At 72.3% G+C, this 22,351-nt stretch carries 16 protein-coding genes and 2 pseudogenes; 16 read left to right on the forward strand and 2 right to left on the reverse strand.

Annotated elements, in window-relative coordinates:
• Window positions 1-64 precede the first annotated feature (64 nt).
• Window positions 65-880: pseudogene (locus tag ACH4E8_RS31910) on the forward strand (endonuclease/exonuclease/phosphatase family protein); the annotation flags it as partial.
• Between the two features lie 21 nt (window positions 881-901).
• The gene (locus tag ACH4E8_RS31915) at window positions 902-1,348 is read left to right on the forward strand and encodes an NUDIX hydrolase (protein ID WP_398454917.1); all 447 of its coding nucleotides are present in this window, start codon (window positions 902-904) and stop codon (window positions 1,346-1,348) included.
• Window positions 1,349-1,682: 334 nt separating this feature from the next.
• Here ACH4E8_RS31915 and ACH4E8_RS31920 read toward each other — a convergent pair whose 3' ends face one another.
• A complete protein-coding gene (locus ACH4E8_RS31920) occupies window positions 1,683-3,506 on the reverse strand; it encodes an AMP-dependent synthetase/ligase (RefSeq protein WP_398454879.1) in 1,824 nt (607 codons plus the stop codon).
• A 248-nt stretch (window positions 3,507-3,754) separates the two neighbouring features.
• The gene (fdhD, locus tag ACH4E8_RS31925; protein ID WP_398454880.1) at window positions 3,755-4,594 is read right to left on the reverse strand and encodes a formate dehydrogenase accessory sulfurtransferase FdhD; all 840 of its coding nucleotides are present in this window, start codon (window positions 4,592-4,594) and stop codon (window positions 3,755-3,757) included.
• Window positions 4,595-4,831: 237 nt separating this feature from the next.
• On the opposite strand from fdhD, the gene ACH4E8_RS31930 reads away from it, so the two are divergent.
• From ACH4E8_RS31930 to ACH4E8_RS31995, 14 genes and pseudogenes are all read left to right on the forward strand, one after another.
• Window positions 4,832-5,776, forward strand: coding sequence for a beta-ketoacyl-ACP synthase III (locus ACH4E8_RS31930; protein WP_398454882.1), 945 nt, complete (start codon window positions 4,832-4,834; stop codon window positions 5,774-5,776).
• A gap of 50 nt (window positions 5,777-5,826) precedes the next feature.
• Window positions 5,827-6,348 (forward strand): NUDIX domain-containing protein, encoded by a 522-nt coding sequence (locus tag ACH4E8_RS31935; protein WP_398454884.1) that lies wholly within the window; start codon window positions 5,827-5,829, stop codon window positions 6,346-6,348.
• 209 nt (window positions 6,349-6,557) lie between these two features.
• Window positions 6,558-7,739, forward strand: coding sequence for an ROK family protein (locus tag ACH4E8_RS31940; protein ID WP_398454886.1), 1,182 nt, complete (start codon window positions 6,558-6,560; stop codon window positions 7,737-7,739).
• Between the two features lie 411 nt (window positions 7,740-8,150).
• Window positions 8,151-9,686: a sugar ABC transporter ATP-binding protein gene (locus tag ACH4E8_RS31945; protein WP_398454887.1), complete on the forward strand. Its 1,536-nt coding sequence runs from the start codon at window positions 8,151-8,153 to the stop codon at window positions 9,684-9,686.
• Window positions 9,683-10,717 carry an ABC transporter permease gene (locus tag ACH4E8_RS31950; RefSeq protein ID WP_398454888.1) on the forward strand — a complete coding sequence of 345 codons (1,035 nt, stop codon included), beginning with the start codon at window positions 9,683-9,685 and terminating at the stop codon, window positions 10,715-10,717. The genes ACH4E8_RS31945 and ACH4E8_RS31950 overlap by 4 nt, the downstream gene beginning before the upstream one ends.
• A gap of 69 nt (window positions 10,718-10,786) precedes the next feature.
• On the forward strand, window positions 10,787-11,836 hold the full coding sequence (locus ACH4E8_RS31955; protein ID WP_398454889.1) for a substrate-binding domain-containing protein: 1,050 nt from the start codon (window positions 10,787-10,789) through the stop codon (window positions 11,834-11,836).
• A 46-nt stretch (window positions 11,837-11,882) separates the two neighbouring features.
• The gene (locus tag ACH4E8_RS31960; protein ID WP_398454891.1) at window positions 11,883-13,064 is read left to right on the forward strand and encodes a Gfo/Idh/MocA family protein; all 1,182 of its coding nucleotides are present in this window, start codon (window positions 11,883-11,885) and stop codon (window positions 13,062-13,064) included.
• An 87-nt stretch (window positions 13,065-13,151) separates the two neighbouring features.
• The gene (locus ACH4E8_RS31965) at window positions 13,152-14,156 is read left to right on the forward strand and encodes a sugar phosphate isomerase/epimerase family protein (RefSeq protein ID WP_398454893.1); all 1,005 of its coding nucleotides are present in this window, start codon (window positions 13,152-13,154) and stop codon (window positions 14,154-14,156) included.
• A 257-nt stretch (window positions 14,157-14,413) separates the two neighbouring features.
• The gene (locus tag ACH4E8_RS31970) at window positions 14,414-18,118 is read left to right on the forward strand and encodes a ThuA domain-containing protein (RefSeq protein ID WP_398454895.1); all 3,705 of its coding nucleotides are present in this window, start codon (window positions 14,414-14,416) and stop codon (window positions 18,116-18,118) included.
• Between the two features lie 120 nt (window positions 18,119-18,238).
• Complete coding sequence (locus tag ACH4E8_RS31975; protein ID WP_398454896.1) at window positions 18,239-19,357, forward strand: inositol-3-phosphate synthase; 1,119 nt, start codon at window positions 18,239-18,241, stop codon at window positions 19,355-19,357.
• Between the two features lie 2 nt (window positions 19,358-19,359).
• Entirely contained in the window at window positions 19,360-20,592 is a 1,233-nt protein-coding gene (locus ACH4E8_RS31980) for an SCO3242 family prenyltransferase (protein WP_398454918.1), read from the forward strand.
• Complete coding sequence (locus tag ACH4E8_RS31985; protein WP_398454898.1) at window positions 20,589-21,464, forward strand: sugar phosphate isomerase/epimerase family protein; 876 nt, start codon at window positions 20,589-20,591, stop codon at window positions 21,462-21,464. The genes ACH4E8_RS31980 and ACH4E8_RS31985 overlap by 4 nt, the downstream gene beginning before the upstream one ends.
• Complete coding sequence (locus ACH4E8_RS31990; RefSeq protein ID WP_398454899.1) at window positions 21,458-22,096, forward strand: EboA domain-containing protein; 639 nt, start codon at window positions 21,458-21,460, stop codon at window positions 22,094-22,096. The genes ACH4E8_RS31985 and ACH4E8_RS31990 overlap by 7 nt, the downstream gene beginning before the upstream one ends.
• 4 nt (window positions 22,097-22,100) lie before the next feature.
• Window positions 22,101-22,351, forward strand: a pseudogene (locus ACH4E8_RS31995) (hydrolase TatD); the annotation flags it as partial.

The following is a 22,351-nucleotide window of genomic DNA, read 5'->3' on the forward strand; positions in this document are numbered from 1 at the left end:
GCCCGCGCAGCCGGTTGGCGCGAACCGGTCGGGGCCCTGCCCGGCCTCTGACAGGCTGCGTTTCATGATCCGTGTGATGACGTGGAACGTGTGGTGGCGCTTCGGCCCCTTCGAACAGCGGCAGGAGGCGCTGGCGCGCGTTCTGGAGCGGACGCGGCCGGACGTGGTCGGCCTCCAGGAGGTCTGGCTCGACGACTCGGGCGACGGCCTCGCGCACCGGCTCGCCGAGCGGCTCGGGATGCACGTCGTCGCCGCTCCGTACCGGCTGCCGGACCGCTGGCACCGGCGCGCCGGCGACGACCGCCACGGCGTGGGGCTCGCCGTGCTCAGCCGCTGGCCCGTCCTGGCGAGCGAGGTGCTGACGCTGCCCGCCGCCGACGGCCAGGACGACGGCCGGATCGTGCTGCACGCGCTGTTGGACGCGCCCACCGGCCCGCTGCCGTTCTTCACCACGCATCTGAACTCCGCTCCGCACGAGTCCGCCGTACGGTGCGAACAGGTCACCGCGCTCGCCTCCTTCGTCGCGTCCCGCGCCCGGGGGCACGCCTTCCCGCCGGTGGTGACCGGCGACTACAACGCCCTTCCCGACTCCGACGAGATGCGGCTGCTCGGCGGCTACCGGACCGCACCCGCGGCAGGCGGGCTGGTCCTCCTGGACACCTGGGAGTACGCGGCACCGGACGCCCCGGCCGCCACCTGGGACGCGGCCAATCCGCACGTCGCCCGCACCTTCCCCCTCAGCTCCCGCGTCGACTACGTCCACGTGGGGCTCACCGGGCCCGGCGGGCCCGGCCGCGTGCACGCCGTGCGCCGCGCCGGCGACGGCCCCGTGGACGACGTCTGGCCCTCCGACCACGCCGCGGTCGTCGCCGACCTCACCTCCTACTCCGTGGACCCGGACGTGGAACTGCCGCAGCCGAAGGAGGGCGAACGCTGGGCCGTCGGCGCGCTGATCCGCAACGAGCGGGGCGAGGTCTTCGCCCAGAAGCGCGGCCCTGACCGACGGCTCTTCCCCGACTCCTGGGACGTCGTCGGCGGCCACGTCGAAGCGGGCGAAGACCTGCTGGTGGCGCTGGCGCGGGAGGTCGAGGAGGAGACCGGCTGGCACCTGCGGCGGGTACGACGGCTGGTCGGCGTCGCCACCTGGACCGGCGACGACGGCGAAGGGCTGCGCCACGAGGCCGACTTCGTCGTGGACGTCGCCGGCGACCTGGAGCGGCCCGTGCTGGAGGCCGGGAAGCACACGGCGTACGGCTGGTTCGACGCGGGTGGTCTCGAACGCCTCAAGGAGAACCGGCCCGCGGACGACACCTTCGTCCACGACCTGATCGCGGCGGCGCTTGCGTAGGGCGTCTGCGCGATTCCCTCCCGGGGCGCCCGTGGACGGACCCGCCGTTCCCCGTGGGAGCGTTGGTCCCTACCGGCCGGTGGCGGGTTGTTCGCGCACTTCCCCGCGCCCTTAAGACCCTCGTCCCGCAGGTATGGCGACGGGGCGGCGAATCAGGTGGTGCTGAGGGTCCCCCAGGCCCCTGGGGCCGAGAGGGCGGAACTGCGCGAACAGCCGCAGACGCGACAACACGGCGCGCCGCACGGCGAAACCGCACCCGCCGAGGCCAACCGCCCGCCCGGACGGGCCCCGCGCGACCGGGACCGGAAATGCGCGCCGCACGGCGAAGCCGCCGTCACCGATACAGCGCGTCCACCTCCGCCGCGTACGCCTCCTCGATCGCGCGTCGCTTCAGCTTCAGGGACGGGGTCAGCAGCCCGTGCTCCTCGCTGAAGGGGTGCGCCAGGATGCGGAAGGTGCGGATCGACTCCGCCTGCGACACGGTGGTGTTCGCCGCCACCACCGAGCGTCGGATCTCCGACTCCAACTCGGGGTCGCGCACCAACTCCGCCGGCGGCGGCAACGGCTTGCGGCGCATCCGGAGCCAGTGCTCCACCGCCTCCGGGTCGATGGTGACCAGCGCCGCCACGAACGGCCGGTCGTTGCCGACGACCAGGCACTGCGCCACCAGCGGATGCGAGCGCACCCGTTCTTCCAGCGCCACCGGCGACACGCTCTTGCCACCGGAGGTCACCAGGATCTCCTTCTTCCGCCCGGTGATCGTCAAGTAGCCGTCGTCGTCCAGCACCCCGAGGTCCCCGGTGGCGAACCAGCCGTCGCGCAGCACCGCACCGGTGGACTTCGGGTCCCCGTGGTAGCCGGTGAACAACTGCCGGCCGCTCAGCCACACCTCGCCGTCCTCCGCGATCCGCACCGACGTCCCGGGCACCGGCCGGCCCACCGTGCCGTACTTGGTGCCCCGCGGCGGATTGGCGACGGCCGCACCCGTCGTCTCCGTCAGCCCGTACCCCTCGAAGACGGTGACGCCGGCGCCCTCGAAGAAGAGCCCGAGCCGACGGTCCATCCCGGAGCCGCCGGACATCGCGTGCCGGACCCGGCCGCCGAGTGCCGCCCGCAGCTTGGCGTACACCGCCCGGTCGAAGAACTGGTGCTGCATCCGCAGCGCCGTCGACGGGCCCGGGCCGATGCCGAACGCCCGGTGCTCCACCGCCTCCGCGTACCGCACCGCGACCTCCACGGCCTTGTCGAAGGGGGCGAGCTTGCCCGCCTCCTCGGCCCGGCACCGCGCCGCGCCGAAGATCTTCTCGAAGACGTACGGCACGGCCAGGAAGAAGGTGGGGCGGAAGGTCGCCAGGTCCGCCAGCACCTCCTGGGCCCGCAGCACCGGCTGGTGGGCGAAGCGCACCCCCTTGCGCACCGCCGCCACCTCCACCATCCGCCCGTACACGTGCGCCAGCGGCAGGAACAGCAGGGTGGACGGCTCCTCGTTCGGCCGGGAACGGAACACCGGACCCCAGTGCTCGGTCACCGTGTCCGACTCGTACATCAAGTTGGCGTGGGTGATGACGCAGCCCTTCGGCGGGCCGGTGGTGCCGGAGGTGTAGACGATCGTGGCCGTCGAGTCCGGGGTCACCGCCCGCCGGTGCCGGTGCACCACCTCGTCGTCGATGTGCCGACCGGCGTCGAGCAGCCGGGGCACCGCGCCGGTGTCCAACTGCCACAGCCGCTTCAGCAACGGCAGCCGGTCCACCACCGACCCCACGGTCATCGCGTGGTCCTCGTGCTCCACCATGCAGGCCGAGACCTCGGCGTCGAGCAGGATCCAGCAGACCTGCTCCGCGGAGGACGTCGGGTAGATCGGTACGGACTGGGCGCCGATCGTCCAGATCGCGAAGCCGAACAGCGTCCACTCGTAGCGCGTGCGGCACATCAGCGCGACCCGGTCGCCGAACCGCACCCCGTCCGCGATGAGCCCCTTCGCCAGTGCCAGCACCTCGTCGCGGAAGCCCGCCGCGGTCACCTCGGCCCAGTCGCCGGCGGCGTCCTTGCGACAGACCGCGATGCGCCCGGGGTCGCGCTCGGCGCGGTCGAAGACTGCGTCGGCCAATCCACCGACCAGCGGGGGCGCGTCGAGAGGGGGGACGGTGAACTCGCGCAATGGACTGCTCCTCGTGGCGCTCCGCACAGCGCCGCGACGCTACCTCACCGCCGAAGCCCCGGGCGGAGCGTTCGAAAAGCCTGGACGAATGGCATCACGACAGGTCAGACGCAGAAATCCGGGCACAAGGGGAAGGGCCGGACGGACTTCTGACCGGTGGGTAACCGAGCGGGGATGGAACCTCCACCGAATCTGTACGGTCCCGACACTGCGGTTCGGTCGTTACCCGCGGGCCGCCCGGCCGGGGATCACCGCGGCTGATCGAGGTCGATGCGCTGCTGTCCTGCGTACACGTTCATGTTCGCCCCGCGCAGGAAGCCGACGAGGGTGAGCCCCGTCTCCTCGGCCAGGTCCACCGCGAGCGACGACGGCGCGGACACCGCGGCCAGCACGGGGATCCCCGCCATCACCGCCTTCTGCGCCAACTCGAACGACGCCCGCCCCGACACCAGCAGGATCGCCCGGGACAGCGGCAGCCCGCCGTTCTGCACCGCCCGGCCCACCAGCTTGTCCACCGCGTTGTGCCGCCCCACGTCCTCGCGCACGTCCAGCAGCGCCCCGTCCTCGGAGAACAGCGCCGCCCCGTGCAGCCCGCCGGTCTTAGCGAAGACGGGCTGCGCAGCCCGCAGCCGGTCGGGCAGCGCGGCGAGCAGCGCGGGGGAGACCCGCAGCGGGGGCTCGTCGGCGATCGGGAAGCGCGCCGTGGTGCGGACCGCGTCCAGGCTCGCCTTGCCGCACAGCCCGCACGACGACGTGGTGTAGACGTGCCGCTCCAGGCCGGTCTCCGGGACCGGCACGCCGGGGGCGAGCCGGACGTCCACCACGTTGTAGGTGTTCTCGCCCCGGTCGTTGGTGCCGGCGCAGTACTGGATCTGTCGGACGTCCTCGGCCGCGGCCACCACGCCCTCGCTCACCAGGAAGCCGGTGGCCAGCGCGAAGTCATCGCCGGGGGTGCGCATGGTGATCGTCAGCGGACGGCCGTTGAGCCGGATCTCCAGCGGCTCCTCGGCCACCAGGGTGTCCGGGCGCGCGGAGACGGCGCCGTCCCTGATGCGGAGGGTGCGGCGGCGCTCGGTGACCCGTCTCATGGTGATCGATCCCGGTTCTCTCGCTGGTCCTCGTGGCGGACACGTCCGAGGCCGTGTCGTCCGGCCATTGTCCGCCACGTCCGTGCGCGCGGGTCCCGCCGGGGCCCCCGGTGCCCGGGTGCTGGGGTGAGGCTACAGAAAATGGGGTGGTAATCCTGTCGGGTCACCTAGCGTCGTACCAGGTGGTAGCCGCCAAGACTGGTTCTGTCGAACGCCCTCGAAAGGGGACCCCCGCCCATGACCGGCTCGCGCATCGTCGCCCTGGGACACCACCAGCCCGCCGCAGTGCTCACCAACGAAGACCTGGCAGACCTGGTCGACACCAGCGACGAGTGGATCCGCAGCCGCGTCGGCATCCGCACCCGGCACAAGTCGGCGGCGGACGAGCCGGTGGACGAGTTGGCCGCGCACGCCGGAGCGAAGGCCCTCGCCGCGGCCGGCCTCGCGCCGGCGGACGTCGATCTGGTGGTCGTCGCCACCTCCACCGCGGAGCACCGCTCCCCGAACACGGCCGCCCGGGTCGCCGCCCGCCTCGGCATGGGCGCGCCCGCCGTCATGGACCTGAACGTGGTCTGCGCCGGGTTCACCCACGCACTCGCCACCGCCGACCACGCCGTACGGGCCGGGGCCGCGGCCCGCGCCCTGGTCATCGGCGCGGACGCGATGACCGCCATCACCGACTGGAACGACCGCACCACCTGCGTGCTGACCGGCGACGGCGCGGGCGCCGCGGTGGTGGAGGCGAGCGGCCCCGAGGGGCCGGGCATCGGGCCGGTGCTGTGGGGATCGGTGCCGGAGCTGGGACACGCGGTGCGCATCGAGGGGACCCCGCCGCGGTTCGCCCAGGAGGGGCAGACCGTGTACCGCTGGGCCACCACCCGGCTGCCGGCGATCGCGCGCGGCGTCTGCGAGCGCGCGGGGGTGGCGCCCGAGGAGTTGGCGGGCGTCGTCCTGCACCAGGCGAACCTGCGGATCATCGAGCCGATCGCGGAGCGGATCGGCGCGGTGAACGCGGTCGTCGCGCGGGACGTCGTGGACTCCGGCAACACTTCGGCGGCGTCGATCCCGCTGGCCTTCTCCAAGCTGGTCGAGCGGGGCGAGATCCCGAAGGGCGCGCCGGTGCTGCTGTTCGGCTTCGGCGGGAACCTGTCGTACGGGGGACAGGTCGTCGCCTGCCCCTGAGTACGGCGGTTCGACCCGGGCGGGCCCGGGGCGGCCGGCACACTGGCCGCATGGCGGCGAAGCGGAGTGCGGGCCTGGTGCTGTTCCGGCGCCCGGGCGGCGGGAGCAGAACCACGGGGGACGACGTCGAAGTGCTCATCGGGCACATGGGCGGTCCGCTGTGGGCCAAGCGGGACGAGCGGGCGTGGTCCTTCCCCAAGGGGGAGTACGCACCGGACGAGGAGCCGACGGCGGCGGCCCGCCGGGAGTTCCGGGAGGAACTGGGCCTCGCCCCGCCCGAAGGCGACTGGCTGCCGCTCGGGAAGAGCCGTCAGTCCGGTGGCAAGGTGGTGACGCTCTGGGCGCTCGCCGGCGAGGTGGACCTCGACTCGGTCGCGCCGGGCACCTTCACCATGGAGTGGCCGCCGCGCTCGGGCCGGATCCAGGAGTTCCCGGAGATCGACCGGGTGGCGTGGGTGGACGTCGCGCAGGCGCGCGAAAAGCTGGTGGCCGGCCAAGTGGTCTTCCTCGACCGGCTGCTCGACCTCCTCGCCGCCGCCCCTTCCTCGGGCGGCAAGCAGGACGAAAGCTAACAACCTCCCCGTCCTTCCGGGGGCCGTCGACAGGATCGTCCTCGCGTCAACCAGGCTTTGTCCAGGGTGTGGAGAAAGTTGGTGCTGAACTCCGCTCAAGTTCTTCCCACTCGGTGAAAGCACTGCTACGTTCCCCTCGAAAGCCTGATCAGTCAGGGCCACCAGGGTCCCCACGCCGATGGCAGGGGAGGGGAGGGGCAATGAGGCGCATGACCGCTCGACCCGCCAACGCGCATCAGGCGCGGCTGCTCAGGCTGCTGCGCGACGGAGGCCCCAACTCCCGCGCCCAACTGGGCGACCTGGTGGACCTGTCGCGGTCCAAGCTCGCCGTCGAGGTCGATCGGCTGCTGGAGACCGGGCTGGTCGTCGCGGACGGCCTGGCCGCATCGCGCGGCGGGCGCCGCTCGCACAACATCCGGCTCGCCCCCGAGCTGCGCTTCCTCGGCGTGGACATCGGTGCCACATCGATAGACGTCGCGGTCACCAACGCGGAGTTGGAGGTGCTGGGGCACCTCAACCATCCGATGGACGTCCGCGAAGGACCGGTCGCGATCTTCGAGCAAGTGCTGTCGATGGCGGCCAAGCTCAAGGCCACCGGCCTCGCGGAGGGCTTCGACGGTGCGGGGATCGGCGTCCCCGGCCCCGTCCGCTACCCCGAGGGCGTCCCGGTCGCCCCGCCGATCATGCCCGGCTGGGACGGCTTCCCGGTCCGCGAGGCGCTGAGCCAGGACCTCGGCTGCCCGGTCATGGTCGACAACGACGTGAACCTGATGGCCATGGGCGAGCAGCACGCGGGCGTCGCCCGCTCCGTCGCCGACTTCCTCTGCATCAAGATCGGTACGGGCATCGGCTGCGGCATCGTCGTCGGCGGCGAGGTCTACCGGGGCACGACCGGCAGCGCCGGCGACATCGGCCACATCCAGGTCGACCCGTACGGACGGGCCTGCGCCTGCGGCAACAAGGGCTGCTTGGAAGCGCACTTCAGCGGCGCGGCGCTGGCCCGCGACGCCGAGGAGGCCGCCCGCAGCGGGCGCTCGCCGGAACTGGCCGAGCGGTTCGCCGCCGGCGGCCCGCTCACCGCCGTCGACGTGGCCGCCGCCGCGGCGGCCGGCGACGCCGCGGCGATCGAGCTGATCCGCGAGGGCGGCAACCGAGTGGGTCAGGTCATCGCCGGGCTCGTCAGCTTCTTCAACCCCGGGCTCGTGGTGATCGGCGGCGGGGTGACCGGCCTCGGCCACACCCTGCTGGCCGCCGTGCGGACCCAGGTCTACCGGCAGTCACTCCCGCTGGCCACCGGGAACCTCCCCATCGTGCTGGGCGAGTTGGGCGCCGTCGCCGGAGTCATCGGCGCCGCCCGGCTCATCAGCGACCACCTGTTCTCGCCGGCCTGACCCCGGGCTCGGCGCGGTACGCGCACCACCAGTACACCTGCACCAATCGCAACACCTGCACCACCAGTACACCCGCACCAATCGCAGCACCAGCACCAGCACCAATGCCAGTGCCATGTGCAGTACTACCGGCGCCACAAGCGCCACCGGTACCGCACCCGTATCTGCATCCGGCCCCTGCACCACGGACGAACAGCGCCGCCGCACCCTCGATCCACCCCCGTGCAACCGCACCAGGTAACACGTGCCACCAGTCGGCACGGGCACCCGCACGCTCCTCGTGAGCGCCCTCAACCGTCCACCACGAGTGCCCCCCACACGTACCCACGCCGCACCGCACCGTGCGTCCGCGCCCCGCCGCGCGGACCGCGCCGCACCGCCGTGCGGCAGCACCCGCCGAGGGGATTTGTCATGGCACCAGAACCACCCTTGCTCACCATGTCCGGGATCACCAAGTCGTTCCCCGGCGTCCGCGCGCTCGACGGCGTGGACCTGGAAGTCCAGGCCGGTGAAGTGCACTGCCTCCTCGGCCAGAACGGCGCGGGCAAGTCCACCCTGATCAAGGTGCTCGCCGGCGCCCACCAGCCCGACGGCGGCACCATCACCTGGCGCGGCGAGCCCGTCCAGCTCAAGTCGCCCATCGCCGCGATGCGCCTCGGCATCGCCACCATCTACCAGGAACTCGACCTGGTCGAAGGGCTGTCGGTGGCCGAGAACGTCCACCTCGGCCACGAGCCCACCACCGCCGGCTTCGTCATCAGGGGCGGCGCGGCGCGGGCCGCCACCCGCCAACTCCTCCAGCGCCTCGGCCACCCCGAGATCGACCCAGCCCGCCTCGTCGGCGACCTCTCCGCCGCCCAGCAGCAGATCGTCTCCATGGCCCGGGCCCTCTCCCACGAGGTGCGGTTGATCGTCATGGACGAGCCGTCGGCCGCCCTCGACCCCGACGAGGTCGACAACCTCTTCCGGATCGTCGCCGACCTCACCGCCGACGGCGTCGCGGTCGTCTACATCTCGCACCGGCTGGAGGAGATCCGCCGCATCGGCGACCGCGTCACCGTCCTCAAGGACGGCCGGGCCGTGGCCGGTGGACTGCCCGCCGAGTCGACGCCGACGAGCGAGGTCGTCTCCATGATGACCGGCCGGAACGTCGCCTACGTGTTCCCCGAGCGCCCCGCCCCGCAGGACGCGCCGGCCGACGCCGCACCGCGCACCCCGGTGCTGGCCGCCGAAGGGCTCGCCCGCAAGGGCGAGTTCGCCCCCCTCGACCTCCAGCTGTACCCCGGGGAGATCGTGGGGCTCGCCGGCCTCGTCGGCTCCGGCCGCTCCGAGATCCTGGAGACGATCTACGGCGCCCGCAAGCCGACCGCCGGACGCGTCCTGATCGACGGCGCGCCCCTGCGGCCCGGCAGCGTGCGCGCCGCCGTCAACGCCGGCATCGGCCTCGCCCCCGAGGAGCGCAAGGCCCAGGGGCTGCTGCTGATCGAGTCCGTCACCCGCAACGTCTCCATCTCCTCCCTCTCCCGCTTCTCCCGCGCCGGCTGGATCGACCGCAAGGCGGAGCGCACCGCCGCGCAGGCAGCCACCCGGGAGCTCTCCCTGCGCCCCGACAACCCCGACGCCCGCATCCGCACCCTCTCCGGCGGCAACCAGCAGAAGGCCGTGCTCGCCCGCTGGCTGCTGCGCGGCTGCAAGGTGCTGCTCCTCGACGAACCCACCCGCGGGGTGGACGTCGGGGCGCGCGCCGAGCTCTACGCCGTGATCCGCCGGCTGGCCGACGAGGGCCTGGCCGTCCTCCTCGTGTCCAGCGAAGTGCCCGAAGTGCTGGGCCTCGCCGACCGGGTGCTGGTGCTGCGGGAAGGCAGCGTCGTGCACGCGGCCGACGCCCGCGACCTCGACGAGCACCGCGTACTCGACCTCGTGATGGAAGGAAACCCGACGGCATGACGCAGCCAGCATCCGCGGCGCGCCAGGACGCGCCGAGCCTCGTGAAGTCCCCGCCGCACGACGGCGGTCCGCGGCGCTCCCTCGGTCTGCGCCTGGACGTGCGCAACCTGTCGCTGCTCGGCGTCCTCGCCGCGCTGATCGTGGTCGGCGGGTTCACCAAGCCCGACGAGTTCCTCGCCACCAGCAATCTGCAACTGGTGCTCACCCAGGCGTCCATCATCGGCGTCGTCACCGTCGGCATGACCTTCGTGATCACCAGCGGCGGCATCGACCTGTCGGTGGGCGCGATGGTGGCGCTGGCGTCGGTGTGGGCCACCACGGTCGCCACCCAGGAGTACGGCTTCGCCGGCATCCTCTTCACCGCGGTCGTCGTCGGCCTCGGGTGCGGCCTGGTGAACGGGCTGCTGATCGCCTACGGCGGGATGGTGCCGTTCATCGCCACCATCGCGATGCTGGCCTCCGCCCGCGGCCTCGCCCTCCAGATCACCGACGGCAAGACGCAGATCGTCACCGTCGACTCGGTGCTCGACCTCGGCGTCAAGGACGCGTACGTGCTCGGCATCCCGCCGCTGGTGCTGGTCTTCGCCGGGGTCGTCCTGGTGGGCTGGCTGGTGCTGAACCGCACCACCTTCGGCCGGCGCACCTTCGCGATCGGCGGCAACCCGGAGGCCGCCCGCCTCGCCGGCATCGACGTCCGGCGCCAGCGGCTCTACCTGTACCTGCTGTCCGGGCTGTGCTGCGGGATCGCCGCGTTCATGCTGGTGGTGCTCGCCGGCTCCGGCCAGAACACCAACGGCAACCTCTACGAACTCGACGCCATCGCCGCGGCGATCATCGGCGGCACCCTGCTCAGCGGCGGGCGCGGCACCATCGTCGGCTCCGTGCTGGGCGTCCTGATCTTCACCACGATCACCAACATCTTCGCCCTGAACAACCTGGAGACCGCGGTCCAGCAGATCGCCAAGGGCGCGATCATCGTCGCCGCCGTCCTGGTCCAGCACCGCACGCTGCGCGGCAGCGGCGACGCCTGACCGCGCACCCGCCCCGCCACGCCCCCGCACCACCCTCCACCACCGCCCCGTCGGAAGGGTCCGTCCGCCATGCCAAAGAACTCCACACCGAGCCGTAGAGGCATCCTCTTCGGATCGGCCGCCGTCTCCGCGACCGCCCTGCTCACCGCCTGCACCAGCAACGACCCCAAGGAGAAGGACGCACCGGCGCCCGCCAACGCGCCGGTCGCCGACGACAAGCCGGGCAAGGCCGTCACCATCGGCTTCGCCGGCCCGCAGGCCGACCACGGCTGGCTCAACGCCATCAACGACAACGCCAAGCAGCGGGCGAAGAAGTACTCCGACGTCACCCTGGAGATCACCGAGGGGTCGAACGACACCGCGGCCCAGATCGGCCAGGTCCAGACCCTGATCAACAAGAAGGTCGACGTCCTCGTCATCCTCCCCGCCGACGGCAAGGCCCTCACCCAGGTCGGCCTCCAGGCCATGAAGGCGGGCATCCCCGTCGTCAACCTGGACCGGATCTTCGCCTCGCCCCAGGCGTACCGCTGCTGGATCGGCGGCGACAACTACGGCATGGGCCTGAACGCCGGCAACTTCATCGGCGAACAGCTCAAGGACAAGGCCAACGCCAAGGTCGTCGAACTCGCCGGGGTGGACAACCTCGAACTGACCCAGCAGCGCACCCAGGGCTTCGACGACGCCCTGAAGAACTACCCCAACATCAAGAAGGTCGCCCGGCAGGCCGCCGACTTCACCGTGGAGTCCGGCCAGGCGAAGATGGCCCAACTGCTCCAGGCCCAGAGCCAGTTCGACGCGCTCTGGAACCACGACGACGACCAGGGCGTGGGCGCCCTGCGCGCCATCGCCCAGGCCGGCCGCAAGGACTTCCTGATGGTGGGCGGCGCCGGCGCCAAGTCCGCGATGGACGCCATCAAGGCCGACAACAGCGTGCTGAAGGCGACCGTGCTCTACCCGCCGACGATGGCGGCCTCCGCCATCGACATCGCCCGGGCCGTCGCCCAGGGCAAGGGCGTGGGCGGCATGGCCGAGATGGAGATCCCGGCCTCGATCACCCTGTACTCCGCCGTCGTCACCAAGGACAACGTCGACCAGTACCTGCCCACCGGCTTCATCTGACCGGTGCGCCCGCCCCCACCGAGCAGACCGACGAGGAGGAATCCGTATGGAACAGCGGGACAGTGAGGCCGCACCGCCGACTCTCGGCGTCGGCATGGTCGGATACGCCTTCATGGGCGCCGCCCACTCCCAGGGCTGGCGCAACGTGAGCCGCGTCTTCGACGTGCCGGCGAAGCCGGTGCTCGCCGCGATCGCCGGACGTGATCCGTCAGCCGTGCGCGCCGCGGCCGACCGGCACGGCTGGGCCGCGGCGGTCACCGACTGGCGCGACCTCATCGCCCGGGACGACGTGCAGTTGGTCGACGTCTGCACGCCGGGCGACTCCCATGCGGAGATCGCCATCGCCGCGCTGGAGGCGGGCAAGCACGTGCTGTGCGAGAAGCCGCTGGCGAACTCGGTGGCCGAGGCGCGGGCGATGGTGGCGGCGGCCGAGCGCGCCCGGGCGCGCGGCCAGGTCGCGATGGTCGGGTTCAACTACCGGCGCGTGCCCGCCGTCGCCTACGCCCGCCAGCTCATTGCCGGCGGCGCCCTCGGACCCCTGCGCCACCTGCGGTTCACCTACCTCCAGGACTGGCTGGTGGACCCGGCCTTCCCGCTGACCTGGCGGCTGCGCAAGGAGAGCGCCGGTTCGGGCGCGCTCGGCGACCTCGGCGCCCACATCGTCGACCTCGCGCAGTTCCTGGCGGGGGAGCACCTGGCAGGGGTGTCCGCGCTGACGGAGACCTTCGTCAAGGAGCGGCCCGTCGCCTCCGGCGGTGAGCGGACCACGGGCCGGGTCACCGTGGACGACGCCGCCCTGTTCAACGGACGGCTCGCCTCCGGCGCCCTGGCCTCCTTCGAAGCCACCAGGATGGCGGCCGGCCGCAAGAACTCCCTGCGCTTCGAGATCAACGGCGAACGCGGCTCCCTCGCCTTCGACCTGGAGCGCCTCAACGAGCTCTCCTTCCACGACGACACCGAGCCCGCCGCCTCCGCCGGCTTCAAGCGGATCCTGGTGACCGAGGCCGACCACCCCTACCTGGAGGCGTGGTGGCCGCCCGGCCACGCCCTCGGCTACGAGCACACCTTCACCCACCAGGCCCGCGACCTGCTCCACGCCATCGCCGACGGCACCGAGCCCGCGCCGTCGTTCGCCGACGGCCTCCAGGTGCAGCGGGTGCTCGCGGCCGTCGAGGAGAGCGCCGACAAGAACGCGTCCTACGTCCCCGTACCGGCCGAGTCGGGATGAGCGGCGGCACGACGGGACAGGAACAACGACGAGCACCCGAGAGCAACGACGACCACACGCACGCGGACAGGGAAGTCAGGAGAGGACATGTCACGTCCGTTCACGCTCTTCACCGGCCAGTGGGCCGACCTGCCCCTGGAGGAGGTGTGCCGGCACGCCCGTGACTTCGGCTACGACGGGCTGGAGCTCGCCTGCTGGGGCGACCACTTCGAAGTGGACAAGGCGCTCGCCGATCCCGACTACATCCCGGGCCGGCACGCCCTGCTGGAGAAGTACGGCCTCAAGTGCTGGGCGATCTCCAACCACCTGGTCGGACAGGCCGTGTGCGACCACCCCATCGACGAGCGCCACCAGAACATCGTGCCCGCCCGCATCTGGGGCGACGGCGACCCCGAAGGGGTGCGCCGCCGCGCCGCGGACGAGTTGAAGGACACCGCACGGGCCGCGGCCGCCTTCGGCGTGAACACCGTCGTCGGCTTCACCGGATCCTCCATCTGGCACCTGGTGGCGATGTTCCCGCCGGCGCCCGAGTCCATGGTGGACCGGGGGTACGAGGACTTCGCCGAGCGCTGGAACCCGATCCTCGACGTCTTCGACGCGGAGGGCGTGCGCTTCGCCCACGAGGTGCACCCCAGCGAGATCGCGTACGACTACTGGACCACCCAACGCGCCCTCGAAGCCGTCGACCACCGGCCCGCCTTCGGGCTGAACTTCGACCCCAGCCACTTCGTCTGGCAGGACCTGGACCCGGTCGGCTTCCTGTACGACTTCCGGGACCGGATCTACCACGTGGACTGCAAGGAGGCGCGCAAGCGCCTGGACGGCCGCAACGGTCGGCTCGGCTCCCACCTGCCGTGGGGCGACCCGCGGCGCGGCTGGGACTACGTCTCCGCCGGCCACGGCGACGTCCCCTGGGAGGACGTCTTCCGGATGCTGCGCTCCATCGGCTACGACGGCCCGATCTCGGTGGAGTGGGAGGACGCCGGCATGGACCGGCTCACGGGTGCGCCGCAGGCCCTCGCGCATCTCAAGCAGTTCGACTTCGACCCGCCCGCCGCCTCCTTCGACGCGGCCTTCGGGAGCAACGACTAACACCCCCCCCGCAGCTACCGAGCAGCTGGAGACCCGGCGGCCGACGGCGCCGCCGGGTCGGTCCACCCTGCCCCGAACCTGCTTTGTCCTGGCTTGAGGGAAAGTGAACTCAACCGCTGCACAAGGGGTTTCCGTTCAGGACGAACCCGTCTACCGTCCCTGATGTGTACAGGACTTAGGTGTGGTCCCCGGTGTGACGGCGCACTCCGGTTCCACGGCACCCCGCCCGTTCAACCGGTCCATCCCGGAGGAGATTCGTGCACCCGAAGAGAACCAGACCCCGAGCGCGCAAACTGATCGCGCTCCTCACCGGCGGACTCCTCGCCGCCACCTCACTGAGCCTCACCGTCCAGCCGGCAGCGGCCGACCCCGCGGCGGCCCCCGAGCCCGCCGCGGACTCCTTCCAGCAGATCACCCTCGCCAAGGGCGCCGCCGAGACCGGCGAGCCCATGTCGATGGCGGTGCTGCCGGACCGCAGCGTGCTGCACACCTCCCGCAACGGCGAGCTGCGGATGACCGACTACGCGGGCAGCACCCGGATCGTCGGCAAGATCCCGGTGTACTCGCACGACGAGGAGGGCCTCCAGGGCATCGGCCTGGACCCGAAGTTCGCCGAGAACCGTCAGGTGTACCTCTACTACGCGCCGCCGATGGACACCCCCGCGGGCGACGCCCCCAACGAGGGCACCCCGGAGGAGTTCGCCAAGTGGGAGGGCGTCAACCGGCTCTCCCGGTTCGTCCTGAAGGCCGACGGCACCCTGGACGCCACCAGCGAGAAGAAGATCCTGGACGTCCCCGCGACCCGGGGCATCTGTTGCCACGTCGGCGGCGACATCGACTTCGACGCCCAGGGCAACCTCTACCTGTCGACCGGCGACGACACCAACCCGTTCGCCTCCGACGGCTACAGCCCCATCGACGACCGCCCCGGCCGCAACCCCGCGTACGACGCCCGCCGCACCTCCGGCAACACCAACGACCTGCGCGGCAAACTGCTGCGCATCAAGGTGAACGCGGACGGCTCGTACTCCGTCCCGGAGGGCAACCTGTTCGCCCCCGGGACCGCGAAGACCCGGCCCGAGATCTACGCGATGGGCTTCCGCAACCCGTTCCGCTTCAGCATCGACCAGAAGACCGGCACGGCGTACGTCGGCGACTACGGCCCGGACGCGGCCAACGCCGACCCCAAGCGCGGCCCCGCCGGCGCCGTCGGCTTCTTCAAGGTCGACAAGCCGGGCAACTTCGGCTGGCCGCTGTGCAACACCTTCAACCAGCCCTACGTCGACTGGGACTTCGCCGCCAAGCAGCCCGGCGCCACCTTCGACTGCAAGGCGCCGAAGAACGACTCGCCGCACAACACCGGCCTCGTCGACCTGCCGCCCGCGCAGAAGGCGTGGATACCGTACGACGGCGGTTCGGTGCCCGAGTTCGGCACCGGCGGCGAGTCCCCGATGGGCGGCCCCGTCTACCGCTACGACGCGAACAACCCGTCGCCGGTGAAGTTCCCGGAGGCGTACGACGGCGACTACTTCGCCGGGGAGTTCGGGCGGCGCTGGATCAAGCGCATCGAGCAGAATGACGACGGCTCCGTCGCCAAGATCAACCCGTTCCCGTGGAGCGGCACCCAGGTGATGGACATGCAGTTCGGGCCGGACGGCGCGCTGTACGTGCTGGACTACGGCACGGCGTGGTTCGGCGGCAACGAGCACTCCGCGCTGTACCGCATCGAGAACGCCACCGAAGGCCGCTCGCCGGCCGCCGAGGCACAGGCGAACAAGACCTCCGGCAAGGCGCCGCTGCGGGTCCGCTTCACCTCGAAGGGCACCGCCGACCCGGACGGCGACCCGCTGACCTACGCGTGGGACTTCGGTGACGGCGGCAAGTCCACCGAGCTGAACCCCACGTACACGTACAAGAAGAACGGCACCTACACCGCCACCCTCACGGTGAAGGACCCCACCGGCCGCACCGGCGCCGCCAGCATCCGCGTCGTGGTCGGCAACACCGCCCCGAAGGTCGAACTCCAGGCCCCGGCCGACGGAGCCCTCTTCGCCTTCGGCGACGAGGTGCCCTTCAAGGTGAAGGTGACCGACCCCGAGGACCAGGCGTCCGGCGGCGTCGACTGCAGCAAGGTCACCGTCAGCTACTTCCTGGGCCACGACAGCCACGCCCACAAGCTGACCTCCGCCAACGGCTGCTCCGGCACCATCAAGACGCCCGGCGACGGCGGCCACGACCCCAACGCCAACATCTACGGCGTGCTCGTCGCCGAGTACACCGACCGCGCCGGTGGCGGCCAGGAGGCCCTGAGCGCCAACGACCAGGTGCAGCTCCAGCCGCGCCACCGGCAGGCCGAGCACTTCAGCGCCCAGTCCGGCATCCGCACCTACGACAAGCCGAACGCCAACGGCGGCAAGACCGTCGGCGACATCGACAACGACGACTGGATCTCCTTCAAGCCGTACAACCTCACCGGGGCCACCAAGCTCACCGCCCGGATCTCCTCCGGCGGCGCCGGCGGCTTCCTCGAAGTCCGCACCGGCTCCCCGACCGGCAAGATCCTCGGTTCCGGGCCGATCCCGGTGACCGGCGGCTGGGAGACCTTCCAGGACGTCGACATCCCGCTGCGCTCCGTGCCGAAGAAGTCCACCGAACTGTTCCTCGTCTTCAAGGGCGGCGCCGGAGCCCTGTACGACGTCGACGACTTCGAACTCTCCAACACCCCCGTGGACCGGACCGCCAAGCGCGTCCTCGTCTTCTCCAAGACGGCCGGCTTCCGCCACGACTCCATCCCGGCCGGCACCGCGGCCCTGAAGGAGCTGGGCAAGACCAGCAACATCACGGTCGACTCCACCGAGTCCGCCGCCCAGTTCACCACCAGCAACCTGGCCCGCTACGACGCGGTCGTCTTCCTCTCCACCACCGGTGACGTGCTCAACGCCGAGCAGCAGAAGGCGTTCGAGAACTACGTCGCCACCGGCGGCGGGTACATGGGCGTCCACGCCGCGGCCGACACCGAGTACGACTGGAAGTTCTACGGCGGCCTGGTCGGCGCCTACTTCTCCAGCCACCCGCAGATCCAGTCCGCCACCGTGCGCGTCGAGGACCACCAGCACCCCGCGACCAAGCACCTCGACAAGGAGTGGGTCCGCACCGACGAGTGGTACGACTACGCCACCAACCCGCGTGACCAGGCTCGGGTCCTCGCCTCCCTCGACGAGACCACCTACCAGGGCGGCACCATGAAGGGCGACCACCCCATCGCCTGGTGCCAGACCTACGAGGGCGGCCGGTCCTTCTACACCGGCGGCGGCCACACCAAGGAGTCGTACGCCGAGCCCGCGTTCCGCGACCACCTGCTCGGCGGGCTGCGCTACGCCAGCGGTCAGGTGAAGGCCGACTGCAAGCCCCAGAAGGGCGAGCGGACGATCTTCAACGGCAAGACGCTGAACGGCTGGAAGCAGGCCGGCCCCGGCAAGTTCGCCGTCGCCGACGGCGAGCTGCGCTCCGAAGGCGGCATGGGCCTGCTCTGGTACCAGGCCAAGGAGCTGAAGTCGTACAGCCTCAAGCTGGACTGGAAGATGGCCGGTGACGACAACTCCGGGATCTTCGTGGGCTTCCCGGCCTCCGACGACCCCTGGTCGGCCGTGACCAAGGGCTACGAGATCCAGATCGACGCGACCGACGCACCGGACCGCACCACGGGCGCGGTCTACGGAGCCAAGTCGGCTGACCTCAAGGCCCGCGACCGGGTGCTGCGGCCCCCGGGCCAGTGGAACTCCTACGAGATCAAGGTCCAGGGCGAGCGCCTCCAGGTCTTTCTGAACGGCGCGAAGATCAACGACTTCACCAACACCGATCCCGCCCGCAGCCTGAAGGACGGCTACATCGGCCTCCAGAACCACGGGGCCAACGACCAGGTGTCCTTCCGCAACATCACCCTCAAGGAGCTGCCTTCCTAGGCAGGCCAGTTGAGACGGCGGCGGGCGGGGAGGCGCCGTACCACCGCCCGCCGTCCCCCACTCACTCACCACCTTCCACCCCCTCAGCACGAGCACGTGAACAAGGCAGGGAGGCAGTCCGTGTCGAACGAAGAAGTACGCACCGGAGTCTGGTTCGTCGGAGCGCGCGGGTCCGTGGCCACCACGGCCGTGACCGGCTGCGCCGCGATCACCGCCGGGCTGCACCCGCCCACGGGCATGGCCACCGAGACCCCGGCGTTCGCCCGGTCCGCGCTGCCCGCCCTGCCCTCCCTCGTCTTCGGCGGCCACGACGTCGCCTGCGCCCCGCTGCCCAAGCGCGCCGAAGAGCTCACCGCGGCCGGCGTGCTGCCGCACGGGCTGGCCCGCGCCGTGGCCGGCGACCTCGCCGTCGCGGACGCCGAGATCCGCCCCGGCGGCCCGCTGCCCGGCGACACCCGCAGCGACGAAGAGCTGATCGCCGCCTTCGCCGCCGACCTCGTCGACTTCCGGGACCGCCTGGACCTGGCCCGCGTCGTGGTCATCAACGTCTCCAGCACCGAACCGGTGCCGACGCCCGACGCACCGCGGCTCGCCCCCAGCTCCCTCTACGCGTCCGCCGCCGTGCGCACCGGCTGCCCCTACGTGAACTTCACCCCCTCCACCGGGCTGCACACCCCCGACCTGCTGACCGCCGCCGCTGCCCGCGGACTTCCCCACGCGGGCCGCGACGGCAAGACGGGCCAGACGCTGCTCCGTTCCGTGCTCGCCCCGATGTTCGTGCAACGCGCCCTGGCCGTACGCGCCTGGTCCGGCACGAACCTGCTGGGCGGCGGGGACGGAGCGGCGCTGGCCGACCCCGCGGCCGCCGCGGCGAAGAACGCCGGCAAGGAACGGGTGCTCTCCGACGTCCTCGGCGCCGCGCCCGAAGGCGAGGTGCACATCGACGACGTGCCCGCGCTGGGGGACTGGAAGACTGCGTGGGACCACATCGCCTTCGAGGGCTTCCTCGGGTCGCGGATGGTCCTCCAGACCATCTGGCAGGGGTGCGACTCGGCGCTCGCGGCGCCGCTCGTGCTCGACCTCGCGCGACTGGCCGCCCGCGCCCACGCGGTGGGCCTCAGCGGGCCGCTGACCGAACTCGGCTTCTACTTCAAGGACCCCGACGGCACGTCCGCGGCGCTCGCCGAGCAGTACGGCGAACTGCTCGCGTTCGCGGAACGCCTGCGGGAGCCGCGGTGACCCTGCTGGGCCGCGCGACGGCCCCGCGCCCGGGCAGCGGCTCGTCCGCCCGTCCCCGCACCCGCCCTTGGGACCGCCTGCGCAGCCGGGCGTCCCGGGCCCACGACCCCGGCCGGGCGGCCGGTGGAGACGTCCCGGGGGCGCGGTCGGCGCGTCCCCGGGACGCGGGGACCCCGCTCCGGGCCCGCGCCCGGGCCTGGGCGGAACTGCTCCGGGTCTCCGCCCTGTTCACCGTCCCCGGCGACGCCCTCGCGGGCGCGTCCGCCGCCGGACTGCGCCCCAACCGCGGCACCGCCCTCGCCGTCGGCGCCTCCCTGTGCCTGTACCAGGCGGGCATGGCCCTCAACGACTGGGCCGACCGCGCCGAGGACGCCGCGGACCGGCCCGAGCGGCCGATCCCCTCCGGGCGCATCGCGCCCGGCGCCGCCCTGACCGCGGCCACGGTCCTCACCACCGCGGGCCTCACCCTCGCGGCCCGCGCCGGCCGACCCACCCTGACGGTCGCCACCGCGCTGGCCGCCACGGTCTGGTCGTACGACCTGCGCCTCAAGCACACGAAGGCGGCCCCCGCGACGATGGCCGCGGCCCGCACCCTGGACCTGCTGATGGGCGCGACGGCCACGGCGACGCACCCGGCGCGCCGCACCGGTCGGGCTCCGCGGCCCGGCGTCAGCCCGGCGCGCGTGACGGCAGCGCCTGCCGCCGCCTCCGCAGTGGCCCAACCGTCAGGAGCCCGTACGACACCCACCCCGTCGGCTGCCGCTCGCACCCCCGGAATCGTCGCCGGCCGACCGGCAGTCCCACTCCCGCCGACGGCGACGACACCCGAACGCCTCGCGCGCGCCCTGCCCGCCGCGCTGCTGCTCGGGGCCCACACCTACGCCGTCACCGCCGTGTCGCAGCACGAGGTGCACGGCGGATCCACCCTCGCGCCCCTGGGCGCGCTCGGCGCCACCCTCGCCATCGGCGCGGCGACCGCGCGCGACGGAAGACCAGTGGCGACCGCACTCGGCGTCGGCTACGTACGGGCCGCCGCCGTGCCGTACGCCCACGCCGCACTCAACCCGTCACCCCCGCTCACCCGACGCGCCGTCGGCGGCGGCATCCGAGCGATGATCCCGCTCCAGGCCGCGCTCGCCGCCCGCGCCCGGGGCAGCGGCAACGTTGTCGGACCCGCCCTGCTGGCCCTCGTCCCGATCGCCCGCAAGCTCGCGCGGAAGGTGAGCCCCACATGAGCCGTACGCACCACCGAAACGAGCTCAGGTTCGGCTACGGCACCAACGGCCTGACCGACCTGCGCATCGGCGACGCCCTCGCGCTCCTCGCCGACCTCGGCTACGACGGCGTCGGACTCACCCTCGACCACATGCACCTGGACCCGGTGGCGCCCGGCCTCGCCGAACGCACCCGGCAGACGGCCGCACTGCTGGCCCGCCACGGCCTGGACGTCGCCGTGGAGACCGGCGCCCGCTACGTCCTCGACCCGCGCCGCAAGCACGGCCCGTCGCTGATCGACCCCGACCCGGCGGACCGGGCGGCCCGCGTCGACCTGCTCGTCACCGCCGTGCGCGTGGCCGCTGACCTCGGCGCCCGCGCCGTGCACTGCTTCAGCGGCACCACCCCGCCCGGCACCGACCCGGCCACCGCCTGGCAGCGCCTCGCGCACTCCCTCACCCCCGTGCTCGACGCCGCCGAGTCCGCCGGCGTACCGCTGGCGATCGAACCCGAACCCGGCCACCTCCTCGCCACCCTCGACGACTTCCACCACCTGCGCACCCTCGTCGGCGACCCGGAACAACTCGGCCTCACCCTCGACATCGGACACTGCCAGTGCCTGGAGGAGCGCACCCCCGTCGAGTGCGTCCGCGCCGCCGCCCCCTGGCTGCGGCACGTCCAGATCGAGGACATGCGGCGTGGTGTGCACGAACACCTGCCGTTCGGCGACGGCGAGATCGACTTCCCGCCCGTGCTGGACGCCCTCGCCGACACCGGCTACCAGGGCCTGACCGTCGTCGAACTGCCCCGCCACTCCCACGCCGGCCCCGAACTGGCCCGCACCTCCATCGAGTTCCTGCGCGCCAACGCGAAGGGAGCGCCCGCATGTTGATGTCCCGCCGGGAGCTGACCGCGGCACTCCCCGACGACGCCGCCCGCACCTGGCTCGCCGCTGCACTCGCCGAAGCGCTCGCGGCGGCCGCCGAGGGCGCCGCCGCGGCCCACGCGCCCTGGGAACTGCGCTACGCCGCCGCCGGCCGCCACTGCGGACCCGAGCCCGACCACGTCGACTCCGCCCGCGTGCTGCTCCTCATCGAGGCCCACGCCGGCCCCGACACCGTCACCCGGCTCTACCGGCAGGGCACCGGCGCCGAACGCCGCGCGGCGCTGCTGGCCCTGCCCTACCTGGACGCCCTCACCCCGCCCGCCGTCGCCCTGCCACTGGTCGAGGACGCGCTGCGGACGAACGACGGTCGGCTGGTGGCCGCGGCCGTCGGCCCGTACGCCGCCGCCCATCTGGACGCGCACGCCTGGCGGCACGCCGTCCTCAAGTGCCTGTTCACCGGCGTGCCGCTGGACGCCGTCGACTCCCTGGTGCGCCGGGCCCGCGGCGACGGCGAACTCGCCCGGATGCTGCGCGACTACGCGGCCGAGCGCACCGCCGCCCACCGCACGGTCCCCGACGACCTGCACCGCGTCCTCGCCCTGACAGCCGAGCCGTCCCCGCGGTTCGAGGAGGTATGAGCCCATGCGCATCTTCGATCCTCACATTCACATGACTTCTCGTACTACGGATGATTACGAGGCGATGTACGGGGCTGGGGTGCGGGCGTTGGTCGAGCCGTCGTTCTGGCTCGGTCAGCCCCGCACGTCGCCGCAGTCTTTCGTCGACTACTTCGACGCTCTGCTCGGTTGGGAGCCCTACCGCGCGGCGCAGTACGGCATTGCGCACCATTGCACCATTGCTTTGAATCCGAAGGAGGCCAACGATCCCCGCTG

Source organism: Streptomyces sp. NPDC017979 (assembly GCF_044328175.1).
GTDB lineage: Bacteria > Actinomycetota > Actinomycetes > Streptomycetales > Streptomycetaceae > Streptomyces.